This is a genomic window from Candidatus Enterococcus wittei, from assembly GCF_002140175.1.
Taxonomy (GTDB): Bacteria; Bacillota; Bacilli; order Lactobacillales; family Enterococcaceae; genus Enterococcus_B; species Enterococcus_B wittei.
Window position 1 is genome coordinate 456,093 of the sequence record NZ_NGMO01000001.1, and the last position, 18,147, is coordinate 474,239.

The following is an 18,147-nucleotide window of genomic DNA, read 5'->3' on the forward strand; positions in this document are numbered from 1 at the left end:
GAAAACGAGTCATTTCTATTTCTAATAACTATGCTTCATCAATTCTTCTTTAAAGCGTGCATTCAACACTTTCAAATACGTACCTTTCATCCCTAACGAACGAGATTCAATGATCCCTGCTGACTCTAATTTACGTAAAGCATTCACGATCACTGAACGTGTGATACCGATCTTATCGGCAATATTTGAGGCCGTCAAACGACCTTCATCTCCTTCAAGTGCATCAAAAATTGCTTGGACTGCTTTTAGCTCACTATAAGATAAAGTATTGATCGCCATTTGAACCGCGGTAGTGCTTCTGACATCTGCTTCGATATCTCGCGATTTTTGATAAAGGATCTGCATTCCTACAACGGTCGCTCCGTATTCAGCTAATACAAGATCTTCATCATTAAAGGCTTGTTCCATTCGAGCAAGAATGATCGTTCCTAAACGTTCACCAGCACCAAATATCGGTACAACTGTTGTTAACCCAAATGGATATTTTTCACGGCTTTCAAAAGGAAAAGCAGTCATTTCGCTAGTAATTGGAATATTTGCTTCGGTTTTTGTTAATTGATCTACTGTATCCGTATAGGCATCTGGAAACTGTTTTTTTACAAACATCGTTTTTACACGATCATTATTGACATCGTGACGTTCGTTATAGCCGAGTAGCACTCCTTCACTGCCAATGATGTATGCATTACTATCTAAAACAGCTCCTAACGTAACAGCCATTTTATCGTAAGGTAAATCCGCTTGCATATCAAATGTATTTTTTTGTTGCAATAACTTGTTTATCTTGCGAGTTTTCGTTAACAAATCCGTCATTTTCTTCCTCCAATTTTATAATATATATCGGCTTAAGTCTTCATTTGATGCAATCGATTCTAGTTTTTCATTGACATACGCTTCGGTAATCGTAATTTCACCCATTTGCATTTCAGGTGCCTCAAACAGCAGATCTTCCAATAATTTTTCTAAAATCGTATGCAATCGTCTCGCACCAATATTATCTGTCTCACGGTTTACATCGTAAGCGATTTGTGCAACACGTTCAATCGCCTCTTTCGTGAATGTGACAGTGACATTTTCTGTACCGATCAACGCAATGTACTGTTTGATCAAAGCATTATTTGGTTCCGTTAAAATCTTGACAAAATCTTCTGCAGTCAAATCATCTAATTCCACACGAATCGGGAAGCGACCTTGTAATTCTGGGATCAAATCACTTGGTTTTGATAAATGAAAGGCTCCTGAAGCAATGAAAAGAATATGATCTGTTTGTAAAGAGCCATATTTGGTATTCACTTGTGATCCCTCAACGATTGGTAAAATATCTCTTTGAACACCTTCTCTAGAAACTTCACCCGATTGTTGTGATTTGGACGTGATCTTATCGATTTCATCAATAAAAATGATCCCACTTGACTCAGCTAGTTTTATCGCTTCACTATGGATATCCGCATCATTCACTAATTTTGCCGATTCTTCTTTGATCAACAATTCCAATGCTTCTTTGACTGTCACTGTACGCTCGACTTTTTTCTTTGGTGTCAATGCACCTAGAGTTTCATTCAAATCGATCCCCATTTGTTCAAGCCCATTATTCATCATTGGAGCAGGTTTCTTTTGATCTTCCACTTCGATCGTGACTTCACGGTTATCTAACAGTCCTTTTTGTAACTGTTCAAGTACCGTTCGGCGATTGACACGAATTTCTTCTGTGACTTCTTCTTGTGGTTCAGCACTATTATTTTGCTGTGATGCATTGAACATGCTCATCATTTGTTCAAATTGGTTCGTCGATTGCTTTTGTTCTTTTTTGATACCAGGAACTAAGATTTTCACCAATCGTTTTTCTGCATTCTTTTTCGCTTCAGGTCGGACACGGCTGTATTGAGTTTTCTCAACGATTTGGATCGCATTCTCAACTAAGTCACGGACCATTGATTCTACATCACGTCCGACATAGCCAACTTCAGTAAATTTTGTTGCTTCTACTTTGACAAAAGGAGCATTGACGATTTTAGCCAAACGTCTAGCAATCTCTGTCTTACCAACACCTGTTGGGCCGATCATCAGCATATTTTTTGGTGTGATGTCTTGTTGCATTTTTTCATCTAGTTGCAGACGACGATAGCGATTACGTAGCGCAACAGCTACTGATTTTTTAGCAGCTTGTTGACCAATAATGTATTGATCCAGTTCACTGACGATTTGTTTTGGTGTTTGAGTTAATTCATACATATTATTCACCTCTATAGTTCTTCCACGATAATGTTATGATTCGTAAAGACACAAATGTCCGCTGCAATATTCAACGCATTTTCAGCAATTTCTTTGGCACTCATGTCATTTTGCGCATAGTTTTTCATTGCTCTTGCAGCCGCTAAAGCAAAATTCCCTCCAGAGCCAATGGCTAAAATACCATCATCCGGCGTAATAACTTCTCCTGTACCCGATACTAATAACATTTCTTTGTCGTTCATGACGATCAACATGGCTTCAAGTTTTTGCATCGACTGCTGTGTCCGCCATTCTTGTGCCAACTCTACAGCTGCTCGTTGCAGATTTCCGTTATATTCGTTTAGCTTACCTTCGAATTTTTCTTCCAGTGTAAATGCATCGGCGACACTTCCAGCAAAGCCGACAACAACTTCATCGTTATAAATGCGTCGAACTTTTCGTGCGCTACCTTTCATCACGACAGATTCTCCCATCGTCACTTGACCGTCTCCAGCCATTGCAAACTTGCCATTTTTTTCAACTGCACAAATAGTGGTTGAATGGAATTGTGATTCTACCATATAGCTTTCCTCCTATAACACTTTATAAGTTTACGCTCTTGGATGAAATGAGCGGTAATTTTTTTGTAGACTTTCTTTTGTCACGTGTGCATAAATTTGGGTAGTGGATAGATTTTGATGTCCTAGTAATTCTTGTACGGTCCGCATATCTGCTCCATTATTCAATAAATGTGTAGCAAAGGTATGTCGCAACATATGCGGATGGATATCGCTATCTAAGCTACTTTTTTTGATGATCTGATTCAATACATATTCGATTCCAGTTGGAGTAATCGGTTCCCCATGATGATTCACGAACACATACTCATGATCTTTGTGATACTTTTCCATTAAAACCGTGCGACCATATTTAAAATACTCTCGTAAAGCATCTTGTGCAAAAGTACCTAATGGCGCATAACGTTCTTTATTTCCTTTTCCATGAATCAACATCACTTCGGATTCAAAATCAATAGCCGTTATCTTCAAACCACTACATTCACTTAAACGAATACCTGAGCCATAAAGAATTTCCAATAATGCGCGATTTCTCAAATCTAACGGACGATCCCCTGTAACACTTGCAAATAATGCCTGCATCTCATTTTCATAAAAAAAACGAGGAAGTTTGATATTTTTCTTTTTTAAATGGACGTAAGAAAACGGATTTTCCTCTATGATTTCTTCTTTTAGAAGATATTGGTAAAAGGAGCGTAGGCTGGCAATCTTACGACTAACAGAATTCCGACTGTAAGCCTTATCAGACAGATGACTTAAATAAACGCGGACATCTAAATAACTAACTTTCAATACATCCGCATCGCCAGATTCTGCTAAAAAGGTCTCAAAATCTTTGATATCCTCAGCGTACGCCCCTTCAGTTTTCTCAGAGTAGCCACGTTCAACGATTAAATAACGCAAAAATTTTTCTTGCCACGTTGTTTCTGCCATCTTTTCCCCCTCCTTTAGCTTCCAGAGATAAATTTAGCATAGCTAAAGTAAAAAAACAAATAAATTGTCAGAATTTAACCAATATTTCTAAGGTTAGTCACAATTGACACAATTCACTTGACTTTACCTCTTATTTTCTTCTCATTATTAATACTTATCCCTTTTTTACTTCTATCCCCGTGTTTCCATTTTTTATCTGTTGATTCGTAAGTCAACAGTGAGTGATCTTTTCGCACCAAAAAAACAAGACGAATAATCAAAAAATAGTTGTTCCTATTTCATGATTCTTCGCCTTATTTATTCAAAAATCATTTCTTGGTTCCTAGACACAGAAAAAGTTACCTTAAGAACTTTTAAGAAATAGTTTGTTTATTCTGATGCTAACATTTCTTTGATTTGTTCATTAGCTGCTAGCGCTCGTTGCGCAATCGCTTCATAACGTGCTTTTTTATCCCGGATACGTTCAGGCAATTCTGGGAACAGACCATAATTGGCATTCATTGGTTGGAAATGTTTGCCTTCAGCATGGGTGATATAGTAAGCCATGCTACCCATTGCGGTTTCTTGTGGCAAGGTGACTGGTTCCATTTCCTTTGCCAAGCGCGCTGCGTTGATCCCAGCAAGCAAACCACTTGCAGCACTTTCCACATAACCTTCCACACCAGTCATTTGTCCAGCAAAAAATAAATCTTCCCGTTTCACAGATTGGTAAGTTGGCTTCAATAATTCTGGTGAATTCATAAAACTGTTACGATGCATGACACCGTAGCGTACAAACTCAGCGTTTTCTAGACCAGGTATCATACGAAAAACACGTTTTTGTTCGCCCCATTTTAAGTGAGTTTGGAAACCCACGATATTATAAAGCGAAGCTGCCGCATTATCTTGTCTTAATTGAATCACTGCATAGGGACGTTTACCAGTTTTTGGATCTTCCAATCCTACTGGTTTCATCGGACCAAACAGCATTGTTTTAAATCCACGTTGCGCCATCACTTCAATAGGCATACAACCTTCAAAATATTTCTCTTTTTCAAAAGACTTTAGCTCTGCCACTTCCGCATGGATCAAAGCCTCATGAAATGCTTTGAATTCTTCTTCTGTCATCGGACAATTCAAATAGGCGGCATCGCCTTTGTCATAACGTGATTTCAAATAGACTTTATCCATATCGATCGTTGCTTTATCAACAATCGGTGCAGCCGCATCATAAAAATAGAATCCATCCGAGCCATTAAATTTTTTGATACTTTCAGCTAAAGGATGAGAAGTTAAGGGGCCTGTAGCAATGACAGTAATCCCTTCAGGTATTTCTGTGATTTCTTCATTCACGACTGTCACCAAAGGATGTTCTTTCACTTTACGTGTAATCGTTTCTGAAAATGTATCACGATCCACAGCTAATGCCCCACCAGCAGGAACAGCTGTTTCATCTGCTGAAGTGATCACGACCGAATTTAACCGACGCATCTCTTCTTTCAATAGCCCAACTGCATTGGCTAGGCTGTTTCCTCTTAATGAGTTTGAACAAACAAGTTCAGCAAAATTTCCTGTATGGTGTGCTTCAGTCGATTTAACTGGACGCATTTCATATAATCGTACTGGCACACCTGCTTGAGCAATCTGCCATGCAGCTTCACTTCCAGCAAGTCCTGCTCCTACAACATTTACGTTTTTCAACTGAAAACCTCTTCTCATTTTTTTATTTTTGGACATCTTCTTCATAATCGCCATTTACACAGACGACTTGTTTCCCGCCTTTGACTTTTTTCTCAACTAGATACTGATCACATTTTGGACAGTTTCTACCGATTGGCTTATCCCAAGATGTGAATTCACAATCAGGGAAACGAGAACAGCCATAGAATAGACGGTTTTTCTTAGATTTACGTTCAATGACTTGTCCTTCATGGCACACTGGACAAGTCACGCCAATTTCCTTGACAATTGCTTTTGTATTTCTGCAATCAGGGAAATTGCTACAAGCATAAAATTTACCATATTTCCCTAGTTTGATAACCATTGGATGACCGCAGATATCACAATCAAAACCAGCTGGTTCATCTTTGATTTGGATCTTTTCGATTTTTTCTTCCGCATTACCTAATTCTTTTTCGAAAGGCTTATAGAAACGGTCCACAACTTCGACCCACGCTTCTTTTCCTTCTTCGATTTTATCTAGATCGCCTTCCATCTCAGCAGTGAAATGGATATCTACAATTTGTGGGAAGAATTCACAAATCAACGAGTTGACGATTTCACCTAGTTCAGTTGGTTCAAATCTTTTTTGTGTCAGTTTCACGTAATAGCGACGCTGTATCGTATCCAAAGTGGGAGCATACGTGGATGGGCGTCCGACACCATTTTCTTCTAACGCACGAATCAAGGTGGCTTCACTAAAGCGAGCAGGTGGTTGAGTGAAATGCTGTTTTGGTTCGATATCGACAGATTGGACAATATCGCCTTCTTCTAGTTCCGGCAAAATGTTTTCTTTGTCTTCTTTCCCATCATCTCTACCTTCAACATAGACTTGCATAAACCCTTTGAACTTCACTTTCGATCCATTAGCAATAAAGGTCACTCCATTTTGTTCTAAAGTCACTTTCATCGTATCAAGAATGGCTGGTGTCATCTGACTAGCAACAAAACGTGACCAAATCAAGGTATAAAGTTTTAATTGATCTTTATCCAAGTATTGCTTAATTTCTTCTGGTGTTCGCAATACACTGGTTGGTCGTACTGCCTCATGGGCATCTTGTGCGCCTTGGGAATTTTTGATTTTGCGTTCAACATGGCTAGAAAATTCTTTGCCGTATGTTTCTTCAATATATGAAGCTGCTTCGGCTTTTGCTGTATCAGCAATACGAGTGGAATCTGTACGCATATATGTGATCAACCCCACTGTACCTTGTTTGCCTAGTGCGATTCCTTCATAAAGTTGTTGAGCAACCATCATTGTTTTTCTTGTTCTGAAATTCAATTTACGTGCTGCTTCTTGTTGTAAACTACTTGTTGTGAAAGGATTCGCTGGATTGCGTTTACGCTCCTTCTTTTCAACTTTCTTTATTTCAAATTCTTTTCCATCAATTCGTTGGGTCACTTCTTTTACAGCTTCAGCATCTGAAAGTTTTTTCTTCTTTCCGTCGATCCCCCAAAAGTTAGCCTTGAATTTTTTTCGTGCCTTTTTAAAGTTACCATCAATGCTCCAGTATTCTTCTGGTGTGAATTCACGGATTTCTTTTTCACGATCAATAATAATCTTTAATGCGATCGACTGGACACGACCAGCACTTAACCCTTTTTTGACTTTACGCCATAGAATAGGACTAATTGAATACCCTACAATCCGGTCAAGAGTTCTTCGTGCTTGTTGTGCATCCACTAGATCAACATCAATCGTACGTGGTTCTTTAAATGCCGCTTTGACGGCATCTTTTGTGATCTCATTAAAGATAACACGATTTTTTTCATTTAGATCGAGCCCTAGTAAATAAGCAAGGTGCCAAGCAATGGCCTCTCCTTCTCTATCCGGGTCACTTGCAAGATATACTTTTTGTGCTTTTTTAGCAGCTGTCTTCAAGCTTTTGATGACATCGCCTTTTCCTCGAATCGATATATAATGGGGTTCATAATTATTTTCAAAATCAATACCCATTTTGCTCTTTGGTAAATCACGGATATGACCAACACTGGCCATTACTTTATAATTACGTCCGAGATATTTTTCAATTGTTTTGGCTTTCGCAGGTGATTCTACAATCACTAAATATTTATATGCCATTCCTGAATGGACTCCTTTCCATTGACGTGTTCCTACTATAATAAGAGGAATCATACAAATCGTAGCTTATCATATCCATTCAGAAAACGTTTGTCAAGGAAAGTAAATAATAAAACATTAGCTAGCCATTTATTTCAGCTAAGATATCTTGCCCTGAAATGGCGCAGATTGCCCCATCTTGAATCAAATGATGACAGCCAGATGACTGTCCTGTTAAAATATTTCCTGGAACGGAAAAAATAGTACGTCCAAGTTCCAAACCTTGTTGGGCAGTAATCAATGATCCACTTTTTTTCTTTGCTTCTACTACACAGATTCCTTGTGACAATGCAGCAATTATGCGGTTTCTCATAGGAAAATGATATTTTTTCGGTCCATCTTCAGGACGAAATTCACTTAGTAAAAGATGATTTTTACTAATTTCTTCTTGAAGTCTTTGATTTTCTTTGGGATAGCATCGATCGATCCCAGTACCGATAATGGCGATCGTCCTACCAGAAGCTTTGATTGCTGCTTGGTGAGCATATGCATCAATACCTTTTGCCCCACCACTCACAATCACAAAGCCTTTTTCAATTACGGGTAACAACAAATGGTTTACAGTTTTTTTAGCTAACACAGAAGTTTCTCGACCGCCAACAACACTGATCATCTTACTTCTCAATAATGAGAGATCTCCTTTATAAAAAAGCAAGATAGGAGGATACGCTAGATGAAACAATTGTGATGGATAAATTGGATCAAGACAAGTGAAAAATCGCTCTTCTTTTTTGATTTTCTCCCACTCTTCATGGATCATCCACCAACTTTTTTGAAAAGTCATTTCTTGACTTTTGATTTGTGCGATTTCGATGATTTCATTTGTGGTTAACCGTTCATTTTTAAAGGTTAAAAGATGATGGATCACTCGCCATTTTTGTTGTCCATTCATTCCATTTACATAGGCTAATTTGATTAAATAATCTTTGATATAAAACATAAAACGTCTCCTTTCTACATAATTACTTTTTAGTAATATACGTGAAAGTGACGTTTTTTATTTTATCCTAAATATTGTTTGACTGGAGCAAAACTTTTCCGATGAATAGGTGTGAGACCCTGTTTTTCTAATCCTAGAAGATGTTCTTTTGTACCATACCCCGCATTATGTGCAAATCCATATCCTGGATATTGCTGATCATAGTCTCGCATTAAACGGTCACGAAACACCTTGGCAATAATACTAGCCGCCGCAATGGAGATGGATCGAGCATCCCCTTTGATCAATTTTTTTTGTGGAATAGGTAAGTCCAACGTCATTGCATCAATCAGTAAATAATCAGGAGTGGTTGTAAGCTTATTTACTGCTTCACACATAGCCAGTTTACTTGCTTCATAAATGTTGACCTCATCGATGGTTTCTTCACCAATTATGCCTAGCCCGATTGATACGGCTTTTTCTTGGATTTGTTCATAAAGAGTTTCTCGTTTTTTTTCGGAAAGCTGTTTTGAATCATTTAATCCATAAATAACTACATTTTTCGGTAAGATAACTGCTGCTGAAACCACAGGTCCTGCTAAAGGTCCCCTGCCAACTTCATCGATTCCAGCAATCCATTCATATCCTTTTTCATGGCCTTCCAACTCAAAACATGACATTGTTTCATATTTCTCACGAAGTAATCGTTCTTTTTGAATCCTATTCTCAAAAGAAAGCAAGGCTTGCTGAACACCCTTGCGAGGGTCTTTCCTGTATAATTCGAGTACAGGATCATCTAGTTGGCTGATTGTTTTTAATTGTTCTTTGATTGTTTTGATCGATTCACTCATCTAAAGATGCACCTATTTCTTCACAGCGATCAAGAGTATAACGTCCTAGTTTTCCTTGGCGGATATCAAAAACCACTAGTTCACTTCCACGATCATAATCTTGACGATAGCCTCGTTTTTCAGTGATCGTCATCAATAATTCAGGTGCTAAACTCTGTTCCTCTTCTATCTCTAGTCCATAACGCTCACTGATTTTTCCTGGATAATAGCGCGTGAAAAAATCCAAGCCATAGATAGCCAAATCATCTAGATGAACGAGCTGATCCTTGATAGCTCCTGTCAAAGCCAATTTTTTGCCGATTTCTTCATCTTCAAATTTTGGCCATAAGATTCCTGGGGTATCTAATAGTTCTAGTTCACTTCCTAAACGTAGCCATTGTTGACCTTTAGTGACGCCAGGTTTATTTCCTGTTTGGGCAATTTTTTTACCAACGAGTCGATTCATCAAAGTAGATTTCCCAACGTTAGGGATTCCTAAGACCATTGCACGAATGGCTCGAGTTTTGATCCCACGAGCAGCATCTCGTTCACGCTTTTCCTTCAAAGCCTCTTTTGCAGTGGGAATCAAAGCTTTAATCCCTTTGTTTTCTTGCGCATTGATTGCTAATGCTTGATGACCTTGCTGTTTGAAGTACTCTTGCCATTTCTTTGTTTGTTGAGGATCTGCTAGATCTGCTTTGTTTAATAAAACAAGCCTTGGCTTTTGCTGAATGATCTGATCCAGCATAGGATTACGAGAAGACAACGGCAAACGCGCATCAACCAATTCAAAGACGATATCAACGTATTTCATTTTTTCAGATACTTCTCGTCTGGCCTTTGCCATATGTCCTGGAAACCATTGAATGGTCATATTATTAAAGCAACTCCTTTCATATCAAGTGTTTACACTATTTAATTGTTGATAATCTTAGTAAAATCGTTTTATGATACAAACCATACATATCAAGCGAAGAAAAGATTATCTCTATACGTTCTTTTATAACCACGTATCTTTTGCATTTTACCATAAATCGTTTTGATGTTAAACTTCTCCATCAATCAATTGATTCACATTATCTATATTCAATCTTTCTCATTCAGTTGTTCTTGAATTAGCATCAACACCCCGATGATTAAATTACTTTTATACAAGTTGTGAAAAGTTTTCTACTGTTTCCGATTTACTTTATTCCTGTTTTCCAATGATTTTTATCAATCTTCTCTTCATAGCTTGCGTTCTGCATTTCGTTGAACTTTACGAATATTTTCGGATATATTCATATCATCTTCATACGCTTCCGATCTAGGGATTTACATACCAACTAATGCATAATTCATATTACGTATGATACCATTTAATATCGCTCTTCATAAGTGAAGTGAGTACTGATATTGATTTGAAAAACATGTGACAATCTCCTCTGGCTATTCTATCATACCACCAATTTTTAAACATCCTATTATCAATAATTATTCCTTTGCTTTTATTTCAAAAAACATAAAAACCATTAATGTTAATCCACACTAGTTGATTGGAATCGCAATTGAAGATAACGCCCTGCATAAATTGAATATTTCTCCAGCTAAACCTAGTAGATTCGAAGGCGAAAATTACGAATATCCAATCAATCGTTGTGCGTCCATTTCCAAAAAAAAAGCAATCCATATAAAATCAAATGCTAGATATAGATTTGACCCATAGTTTGCGCCGATTATCAGTAAGATAATAATAGATTTGTAATAATCGGTATTTTTCTAAACCTACTATCTCAGAAGCCTTTTTCGGTTAATTTATCTGAAGCATATCCAGCTATTATCAAACTAGATTAAGTAGACAAATATGGAATACTTGATAAGAAGTCGATATTACACAATGATAATCCTGTTGTTTGCGTCAGATAAGAGTGTAACCAAGTCAAAAAAAGGAACAAAGTCAGGTTGTGGCACTTTCAATAAAAAGAGTTGCTCGCCTATTTTTAGGTTAATCGCAAAAATACATATAATTAAATGGAATTTTTAGGTTATTTATACCTCAGAATAGAATCAAAGGCGTAACTATTAAGTTCTTGTCCCACACTTAAAAATATACATTCCACTAATATCCCACCTTACTCTCTATCATGTCCGTTTTTGCCTTCATACAGAATGCAGTAAATTCGGACATCACTTAGTTAGTGTTGTGGGGAAAATTCTTGCTGATCCTGACTTATTGGGTGGTTGAATATCATCGTTGACTTGAATTGAGTACTTCTTTCCTTCCCCGTTCCTACAAGATCTAAAAATTTTTTTTTCGCTGTAGTTTTTGGGAGTTCCGCTCCTTGTTGATTGAGGGTAATTTGAGTCTGACTGTTGCTACCTTGTGTTTTCGTGGGTGAAGGATTTAAGGAAATTCTATTGGGTGTGATTCGTGTAGATTCTTTCCCACTCGTAGTGCTTGCAGTTACTAATGTTTCTTTGTCTGTTATATCTACACTTACATTATCCGTTGTTCTTGTTGTGATCTGCTTTTGCATCTTGTTCAGTTGAAGATCTTTTTCGAATATTCCCTCTCCAAGTTCGTAAGCCAACGCTAGATACATAAACATAAATTTATCTCCTAATTCTTCGGTAACAGCCTCCCTTGAGACACGAATTAGGTCATCATATTTTCTTCCTTCGACAACATCTCTGATTATAATCATAACAAGTTCAGCATCGGTTAACAGAAAATTGGTTCGTAGCATGGGATCTACATCTAGTGCTAGCGCTTCAGCGACTACTTCTTCTGATAAATTTGGCAAATTAAACTCTTCCGCCAATCGTGCAACGAATCTTTTAAAACCCATAGATGCTAAAACTTCCGAAAAATTTTCATTAATTTCATCCATTATCGCTTTTCCATTATTCCAAGTGCCTCTCATAGGCAAGCTATATGTTGTTAAGTCTGATGTTCTTGCAGTAATATGAGTGACTTCATGCATAATTGTTTCATCTAGAGCCGGTGTTAACTCAATTGATAGATCTACCTTGGGATCTAAGTGGAAAGCATCCGCTAAAACGAAGATTCGACATTCTGGATCGTTTCTTATTGCAAATGCCTGTTCTAGCAAATTTTGATGTATTGTATAATAAATTTTTGAACTTCCTTGCTGAATTAAATCAGTCGATACAATCAAAATATTTTCAAAGCCCCAATCTTTTGATAGTTGAAGAAATCTCTCTGCTTTTCTTGTAATTGACGCCAATCTTGTTACGATTTCCTTTAATATCTCTTCTTGATTATCCTTTCCTTCCAGTGAAAACATTTTTGTTAAATACTCCCCACCAATGGTTTCTGAAATCATTTCTTGCCTCAATAAAGTGTTGAATTTTACATGTGCATCTCCAAAATATTCCATAGAACTCGTAATATCTTTTGCCAGCTTTCTGACAAACGGCTTGAGAAACTCTGGTACTCTTTTTGTCCGAAGTCCAGTAAATACTCGAAATGCAAATCGATAATGCTTATTAATCTCTCTCAAAATGCTCTCATTAATCCAATCATTATTAAGGGAAACGGCAGGAGACGATTCCGGGATAAATTTAGCTAGCAATGGAAGCTTAACAGTAGGATCTTCTACTCTTCTAACAGGCTCCATTAACTCTACTGCTTTTCTGATTTTATTCCATAGCTCTCCTCTACCTGGAGATGGTGGAATCTTATTATACGGCGGAAACACTCCGCTTTGATTACTTTGTGAGACTACTCCTTGCGAGGTACTTGGCTCTCCTTCTTTCAAAATTTTTGAAGTTTTTTTCTTGACTTTCCTTTCCCCTCTCCTATGTAGAACCTCTTCATCAATTCCTTCTTCCACTTGTGTCCTTTCAAAATCTGTTTCAAAACGAAACTGGCCACTTTTTGAATCAAGTCTTAACACTGTCATTTCCTCATTGTAGTCTTTTTTCACCAAATGATACCGTTTTAACTTCTGATCTAGTAAGATCAACGGGATGTAGTGTTCCTTGATCTTGATGTAGGACCTATCTGATTCATTCCACATCAAACCATCTCTACTATCTGGTGCAGAAAGATCATTTGGATTTTTTTGTGTTTCAAACTGATCCAAAATATCAGCGATTTTTGTTTCTACCTCTTTTGATATGAAAGGCGAAGTCTCAGCTTCAAAATACCACTCCACACCGTTATAATTCACTGACAAGATTTTTTCTGAATGCGGGACATAAACATCCAATCGGATACCATGCTCCTTAATTACCGTGATGATCACCGGAATCAGTTTTTCTTTCATTCGAATAAAGTGTGTTGCTTCCTCTCCTTCTTTTAATACTGTTGTGATTGGTCCTTCTCCATAAGCCTGAGGATTAGGGTTAGCTTCAACGACAAATAGCTGAGTTTTATCTAGTTTCACCTCCAAAAGATCAATCAACGTTAATTGTTCAGGAGTGAATGTAGCCACGCCTCTATAATCTTCTAGTTGATCTCCTTTCAACATAAATAGTCCACCAAACACCTCCACAGTTTCCAGATTCGTCACCCGCCTATACAAATGAGATTTTACCTTTCTCACTGGAATAACCAATTCATCTCTCGGCGAGCGTGCCATCACAATCTCTTTTTTCAACGCCTCTCGTGATTTTTCCATGGTCTCTATTTTTTCTAATAGCTCTTTGGTTTTTTTACTTACCCATAATTCATTTTTGAGACTCGCTAGCTTCTTGGCAACCAGTCGTCCCCCACCTATGACTAACTCAAACCCTGGATCGAGGGTCCGTGCAAGACTTAACAGAAGTTTTTGAATCTCTGCTATATTAGGAAGAAAACGACTACTATTTAGGATCACACCTCTGATACCGCTTTTGGCAAACGTTCTGGCAACACCTAGTGCAAATTTGATATTGAGGGAAGTGATCTGCCCAAATACCGGTATGAAAATCAATGCATCAATCGTACACGAAGTTACCGCTTCCCCCACATTTTGGTTTTTGATCCCAATCACACAATCATAAAATGGGATGAAATGCTTGATGACATCCCAAGCTTTTTCGATATCCGCTTTGTCATTTCCCGAATCGTAGAGCTGGTTATATAGTTGATCACTATGCTTTCGACTTAATGCCTCAATGAACGGTCCCATTTCCACTCCATGGGATAATTTTTTACTTCGATTCACACGAGCAGAGAACTGAAAGTTTTTATCTCCTATACGAATTTCATTTCCTACTTGGCGATATCCTTTTTCCCAAAGATCTTTTCGATTAAATAAACCATATTTGAGATAGGATAGGGGATCTTGATCCACTCGATAGAGGATATATCCCCCTTCTTCATCCAGTCTCTTCAATCCATACCAACGTTCTTCCTTTCCTTGAACAGCCACGAATAGATCGGTTTTATCTAGACTAAGCGTCGTGTCCTCCCACGTCACTCGTCCTCTAAAATTAATCAGTAACATCCCACCTGTTCCCGGAGCTCCACCTATATAGTGGGTTTCATTTTTCAACTCGGCAAATCCTTCGTAAAGGGAGGTTCCTTCCGAGAAGATAAACTTACGTTCCTTTAGATCAACCGTATTTATCGCAAATTCAATCATTTTTTTATCAAAGGGAATATGCGTATCCGAGACGTTTTTTGTCAATTTGATATACTCGTCTTCTAATTTAGGTGGGAACCAATCGATATCTCGACAGGGCTCCTCTAAGCCTAAAAGATAGTTTTGTTTTATAACATAAATGGGCGCACGAGAACCTTTGTTGCGACATTTTTCAGCAATATTTGTGGCTATAGCATCTTTTCGGCGCCATTGAAGTAAGGCTTCTTGATAGGCTTTATACAAACGATCGAGTAATTCTTGATTTTCAACGAGTTGAAAATAACCTACTTGTTGGTATCCTATAAATGTGCTGATTGCCACTTCTTTGTAGGTACCCGTAGCCAATGCCTCACGTAATAAATCTGGTTCTAGTTGAGCGACCGCAAGTAAAGAAGGCATCAGGAGATGACGGAATTCTTCATAAGTGGTGATTCCTTTTTCAAGGATTGTTTGCCAAAAATGTTCCCCCATCAATCGAGCCTCTTTTGGACTAAAGGAGGCTTGATATTCCCCCTCCTTTAAGATTTTAGCCCCTGTTAGTTGCATCAATGAGTTATAATCAGAAACCAATAAGTTATTGCCTAGACCACTGCTGTCTACAAAATAATTAGGCAACTCTCGCTGGAGGAATAAATTCCATAGCTTATTAAAGAAGGTCTTCTGTTCTTGAGAAAAGGTCGGTACATCTAACTGAAGATGACCTGCTTTTTTTAAGTTTTCAACCGTAAATAGATCCCTCAGGTGTCCAATTGTAAATTGGTTCACGTCAGGAACCGTCACGAGTGTTTTGACTATATATGCTTCAATCGAACTCCCCAACACATTTTCAAAGACCCATTTCATGACGGTTAGTTCGGCATCTTTGTTCGAGACATTCTCCTCTTTTATTCCACCATAAAGCTTCAATACATTCAGGATCACTTTCGCCACTGATTGAAGCTTTTTATAATTGAAGACCAAGTGGTTATTTTCTTCTTGTGTGAACCATTTTCCCATAGCAATCAATACTTGTTCTTGAGTTGGTTGATCAGAGAGCACCTTTTTCCCCTTAAGGAACGCTTCTATTTTTTTTCGCACTTTTGGATTACGCCATTGAACCGTACCCTCTTTAGCTGTTGAATTAGTTTGCTCTTCATTTACTGAGGGGGATAGCATCGTGCTCGTTTCTTCTGATTGTTTTGTAGTTCCTGCGACCATAGCTAAAGCTACAGGTTGGTTGTCTTTCATTGTTTCATAGATCCATGATCCGACAGTTAAACCTGCTTGTTCCTCTGAAATTACTGTCTCTTCCTCCATGTCTAGAATAATTTTTGCGAGTTGTTTGACTTTCACCATATCCAGCGCTGGGGGAGTCGCTCCTTCAAGAAGCGCCCACTCACCGACTGTCTCCATTAGATCTTTGGCATTAGATTCTTGACAGTCTATTCCTTTTTCTATGAAAAAATCAACTAGATTCTTACGGATGTTCTCTTTTTGTTCACTTGTCCATTCAGGGGGACTGAATTCTCCCTTTACCTCCTTAGCCACTACCTTTGTTGGGTCATCGGCATTTTCCCGCAAAAATGCTTGGATCTTTTCATTGATTTCCTGAGTATCATTACTTCCCCCAGCTGGTGTCATCTCTAATTCAGTTCCATTAATATAAGGTGCCGTTCCATTAACTTGACTGCTTCCTGTAGTGGTTACACTTATCTGACTCTCTTTGAATGTTAATTGATTTTCCTCTAATTCTAGAGAAGGTATTCTAGTAGTTGGCAACGGCATAGCCTCGGCGCTTAAAAACTGGAGGCCAATGGATTGTTGGATAAAATCATCGACTACTCCATAAAAATCCGTAGCCAAGCGCCAAAGTTGAGGTAAAAACCCCTCTCCTTCTGAGTTCAATACAAGCACAGTTTTCAAAATCATTTCTGGTGTCACTTCTTGTTCGGGTTCCAATACCGTTTCTGGTGCCATTTTTAATACAGTTTCCGCTACCATTTCTGGCGTTACTTCCAATAGTCTTTTTTTCGTTTGATTTGATTGATTAGAAAATAACTTTTTCATCTGATAATTTAGGTTCTTTTCTGATGGTGGGTTAGTGGGAACATGTTTTCCATAATCTATCGAAAAAGTTTGTAGCAACAAATCCACAAAATATGACATCAGAGATCCATTACGACTTCCTTCTTGTTTTTGAGTATAGGACTTATTTTCGTGTTGGGAAAAAAAATGATAGAGCCGTTCCATTAATCCCTTCCAAAATGTTTCTGCCACTTGATTATGTATATGATTTGGGGTTCCTATTGTAGCGTTATGTTTGTTTTCGAAAGAATCTTGAAAGGACTTGATTAGTTCTTGAGCAGCCTCTTCCGCAGAAAACTGAGAAGTTCCTTGAACATTCATGCCATTCACAGGGTAAGTAGAAATAGAAGAGCTCTCACTTTCTTGTTTCATTTCTTGATTATTTTGTGTCTCAGCTCTGCCGATGGCATTCTGACAAACCGTGGTAAAACTCGTTTGTTCCACGCTTTCTCCTGTGACGACCCATGTCTTCACCTGATCCGTCCTTCTCGTAGTGCTACAATTCATCAGTTGATAGAGTTCATGAGCTTTCTGGTGAACAGAAATACTTAATTCATGTGCCATCTTCGCTATGTCAACATTCGGTTGCGTAGACGTTGATGTCTGATAATGTAATGTCTGATTGTCAAAAAGAGAGTCAGCAGTACTGGCAAACGGTAGTGCCACCGATGAGGATAGGTGAGACCTAGTATGGGGCCTATTCAAAAATAATGTAGATTGGATTTGCTCATGATTAATGGTGGAGGTTGAAACAAAGGAGTGGATCCTTGTCTGATTCCCATCTCTTCTAACGTCAATTCGTGTATTCACTTCAAATGCTGGTTGAGTTTTTTTTAAGACCATCTGTTGGTCGGGAAAATCTAATGGTGGGGCCATCATTAACAAGGTTCCCCATGTATGAAGCCAGCCCGCTGGGCGCTTTATTCCTTCGGGTGTTAGGGTATGTCCCGATGTGTTGGAGACATTGTTTAAAACGCGTTGGACACCTCCTGGTTTATTCTTGTCATTCATTTTGTTGTAGTTCCGACCACTTGTTCGTCTAGAAGAATCTTGTGGTATCCTTGACTTTTTCGGCATCTTCGAATGCTTTGGTTTCAATGGTATCCTGAATTCCTGTGGCATCTTTTTCACTCCTTCATTGAAAGTATTTGGATGATTTATTTCAGGTATCCAGCAAACAAAAAAAATTCCTTCTAAACTCCCCTTCTCTCTATATAAT

Annotated in this window: 10 protein-coding genes; all 10 read right to left on the reverse strand. The window is 38.2% G+C overall.

What is annotated here, in order from left to right; genetic code table 11:
* Positions 1 to 21: 21 nt before the first annotated feature.
* The 10 genes from codY to A5844_RS01745 all read right to left on the reverse strand — a co-directional run bounded on the left by codY (position 22) and on the right by A5844_RS01745 (position 18,050).
* Positions 22 to 813: a GTP-sensing pleiotropic transcriptional regulator CodY gene (gene codY / locus A5844_RS01700; protein ID WP_086283348.1), complete on the reverse strand. Its 792-nt coding sequence runs from the start codon at positions 811 to 813 to the stop codon at positions 22 to 24.
* A gap of 15 nt (positions 814 to 828) precedes the next feature.
* Complete coding sequence (hslU, locus tag A5844_RS01705) at positions 829 to 2,232, reverse strand: ATP-dependent protease ATPase subunit HslU (protein WP_086283350.1); 1,404 nt, start codon at positions 2,230 to 2,232, stop codon at positions 829 to 831.
* An 11-nt stretch (positions 2,233 to 2,243) separates the two neighbouring features.
* Positions 2,244 to 2,792, reverse strand: a complete 549-nt coding sequence (gene hslV / locus A5844_RS01710) for an HslVU peptidase proteolytic subunit (RefSeq protein WP_086283352.1) — start codon at positions 2,790 to 2,792, stop codon at positions 2,244 to 2,246.
* A 30-nt stretch (positions 2,793 to 2,822) separates the two neighbouring features.
* Positions 2,823 to 3,722, reverse strand: coding sequence for a tyrosine recombinase XerC (gene xerC, locus A5844_RS01715; protein WP_086283354.1), 900 nt, complete (start codon positions 3,720 to 3,722; stop codon positions 2,823 to 2,825).
* A gap of 369 nt (positions 3,723 to 4,091) precedes the next feature.
* A complete protein-coding gene (gene trmFO, locus A5844_RS01720) occupies positions 4,092 to 5,456 on the reverse strand; it encodes an FADH(2)-oxidizing methylenetetrahydrofolate--tRNA-(uracil(54)-C(5))-methyltransferase TrmFO (protein ID WP_086283356.1) in 1,365 nt (454 codons plus the stop codon).
* Complete coding sequence (gene topA / locus A5844_RS01725) at positions 5,425 to 7,503, reverse strand: type I DNA topoisomerase (RefSeq protein WP_086283358.1); 2,079 nt, start codon at positions 7,501 to 7,503, stop codon at positions 5,425 to 5,427. Before topA ends, trmFO begins: the two co-directional genes overlap by 32 nt.
* Before the next feature lie 121 nt (positions 7,504 to 7,624).
* Entirely contained in the window at positions 7,625 to 8,482 is an 858-nt protein-coding gene (gene dprA / locus A5844_RS01730; RefSeq protein WP_086283360.1) for a DNA-processing protein DprA, read from the reverse strand.
* A gap of 62 nt (positions 8,483 to 8,544) precedes the next feature.
* Entirely contained in the window at positions 8,545 to 9,312 is a 768-nt protein-coding gene (rnhB, locus tag A5844_RS01735) for a ribonuclease HII (protein WP_086283361.1), read from the reverse strand.
* Positions 9,305 to 10,165: a ribosome biogenesis GTPase YlqF gene (ylqF, locus tag A5844_RS01740; RefSeq protein ID WP_086283363.1), complete on the reverse strand. Its 861-nt coding sequence runs from the start codon at positions 10,163 to 10,165 to the stop codon at positions 9,305 to 9,307. The genes rnhB and ylqF overlap by 8 nt, the downstream gene beginning before the upstream one ends.
* A 1,300-nt stretch (positions 10,166 to 11,465) precedes the next feature.
* On the reverse strand, positions 11,466 to 18,050 hold the full coding sequence (locus A5844_RS01745; RefSeq protein ID WP_086283365.1) for a hypothetical protein: 6,585 nt from the start codon (positions 18,048 to 18,050) through the stop codon (positions 11,466 to 11,468).
* Between the last annotated feature and the right edge of the window lie 97 nt (positions 18,051 to 18,147).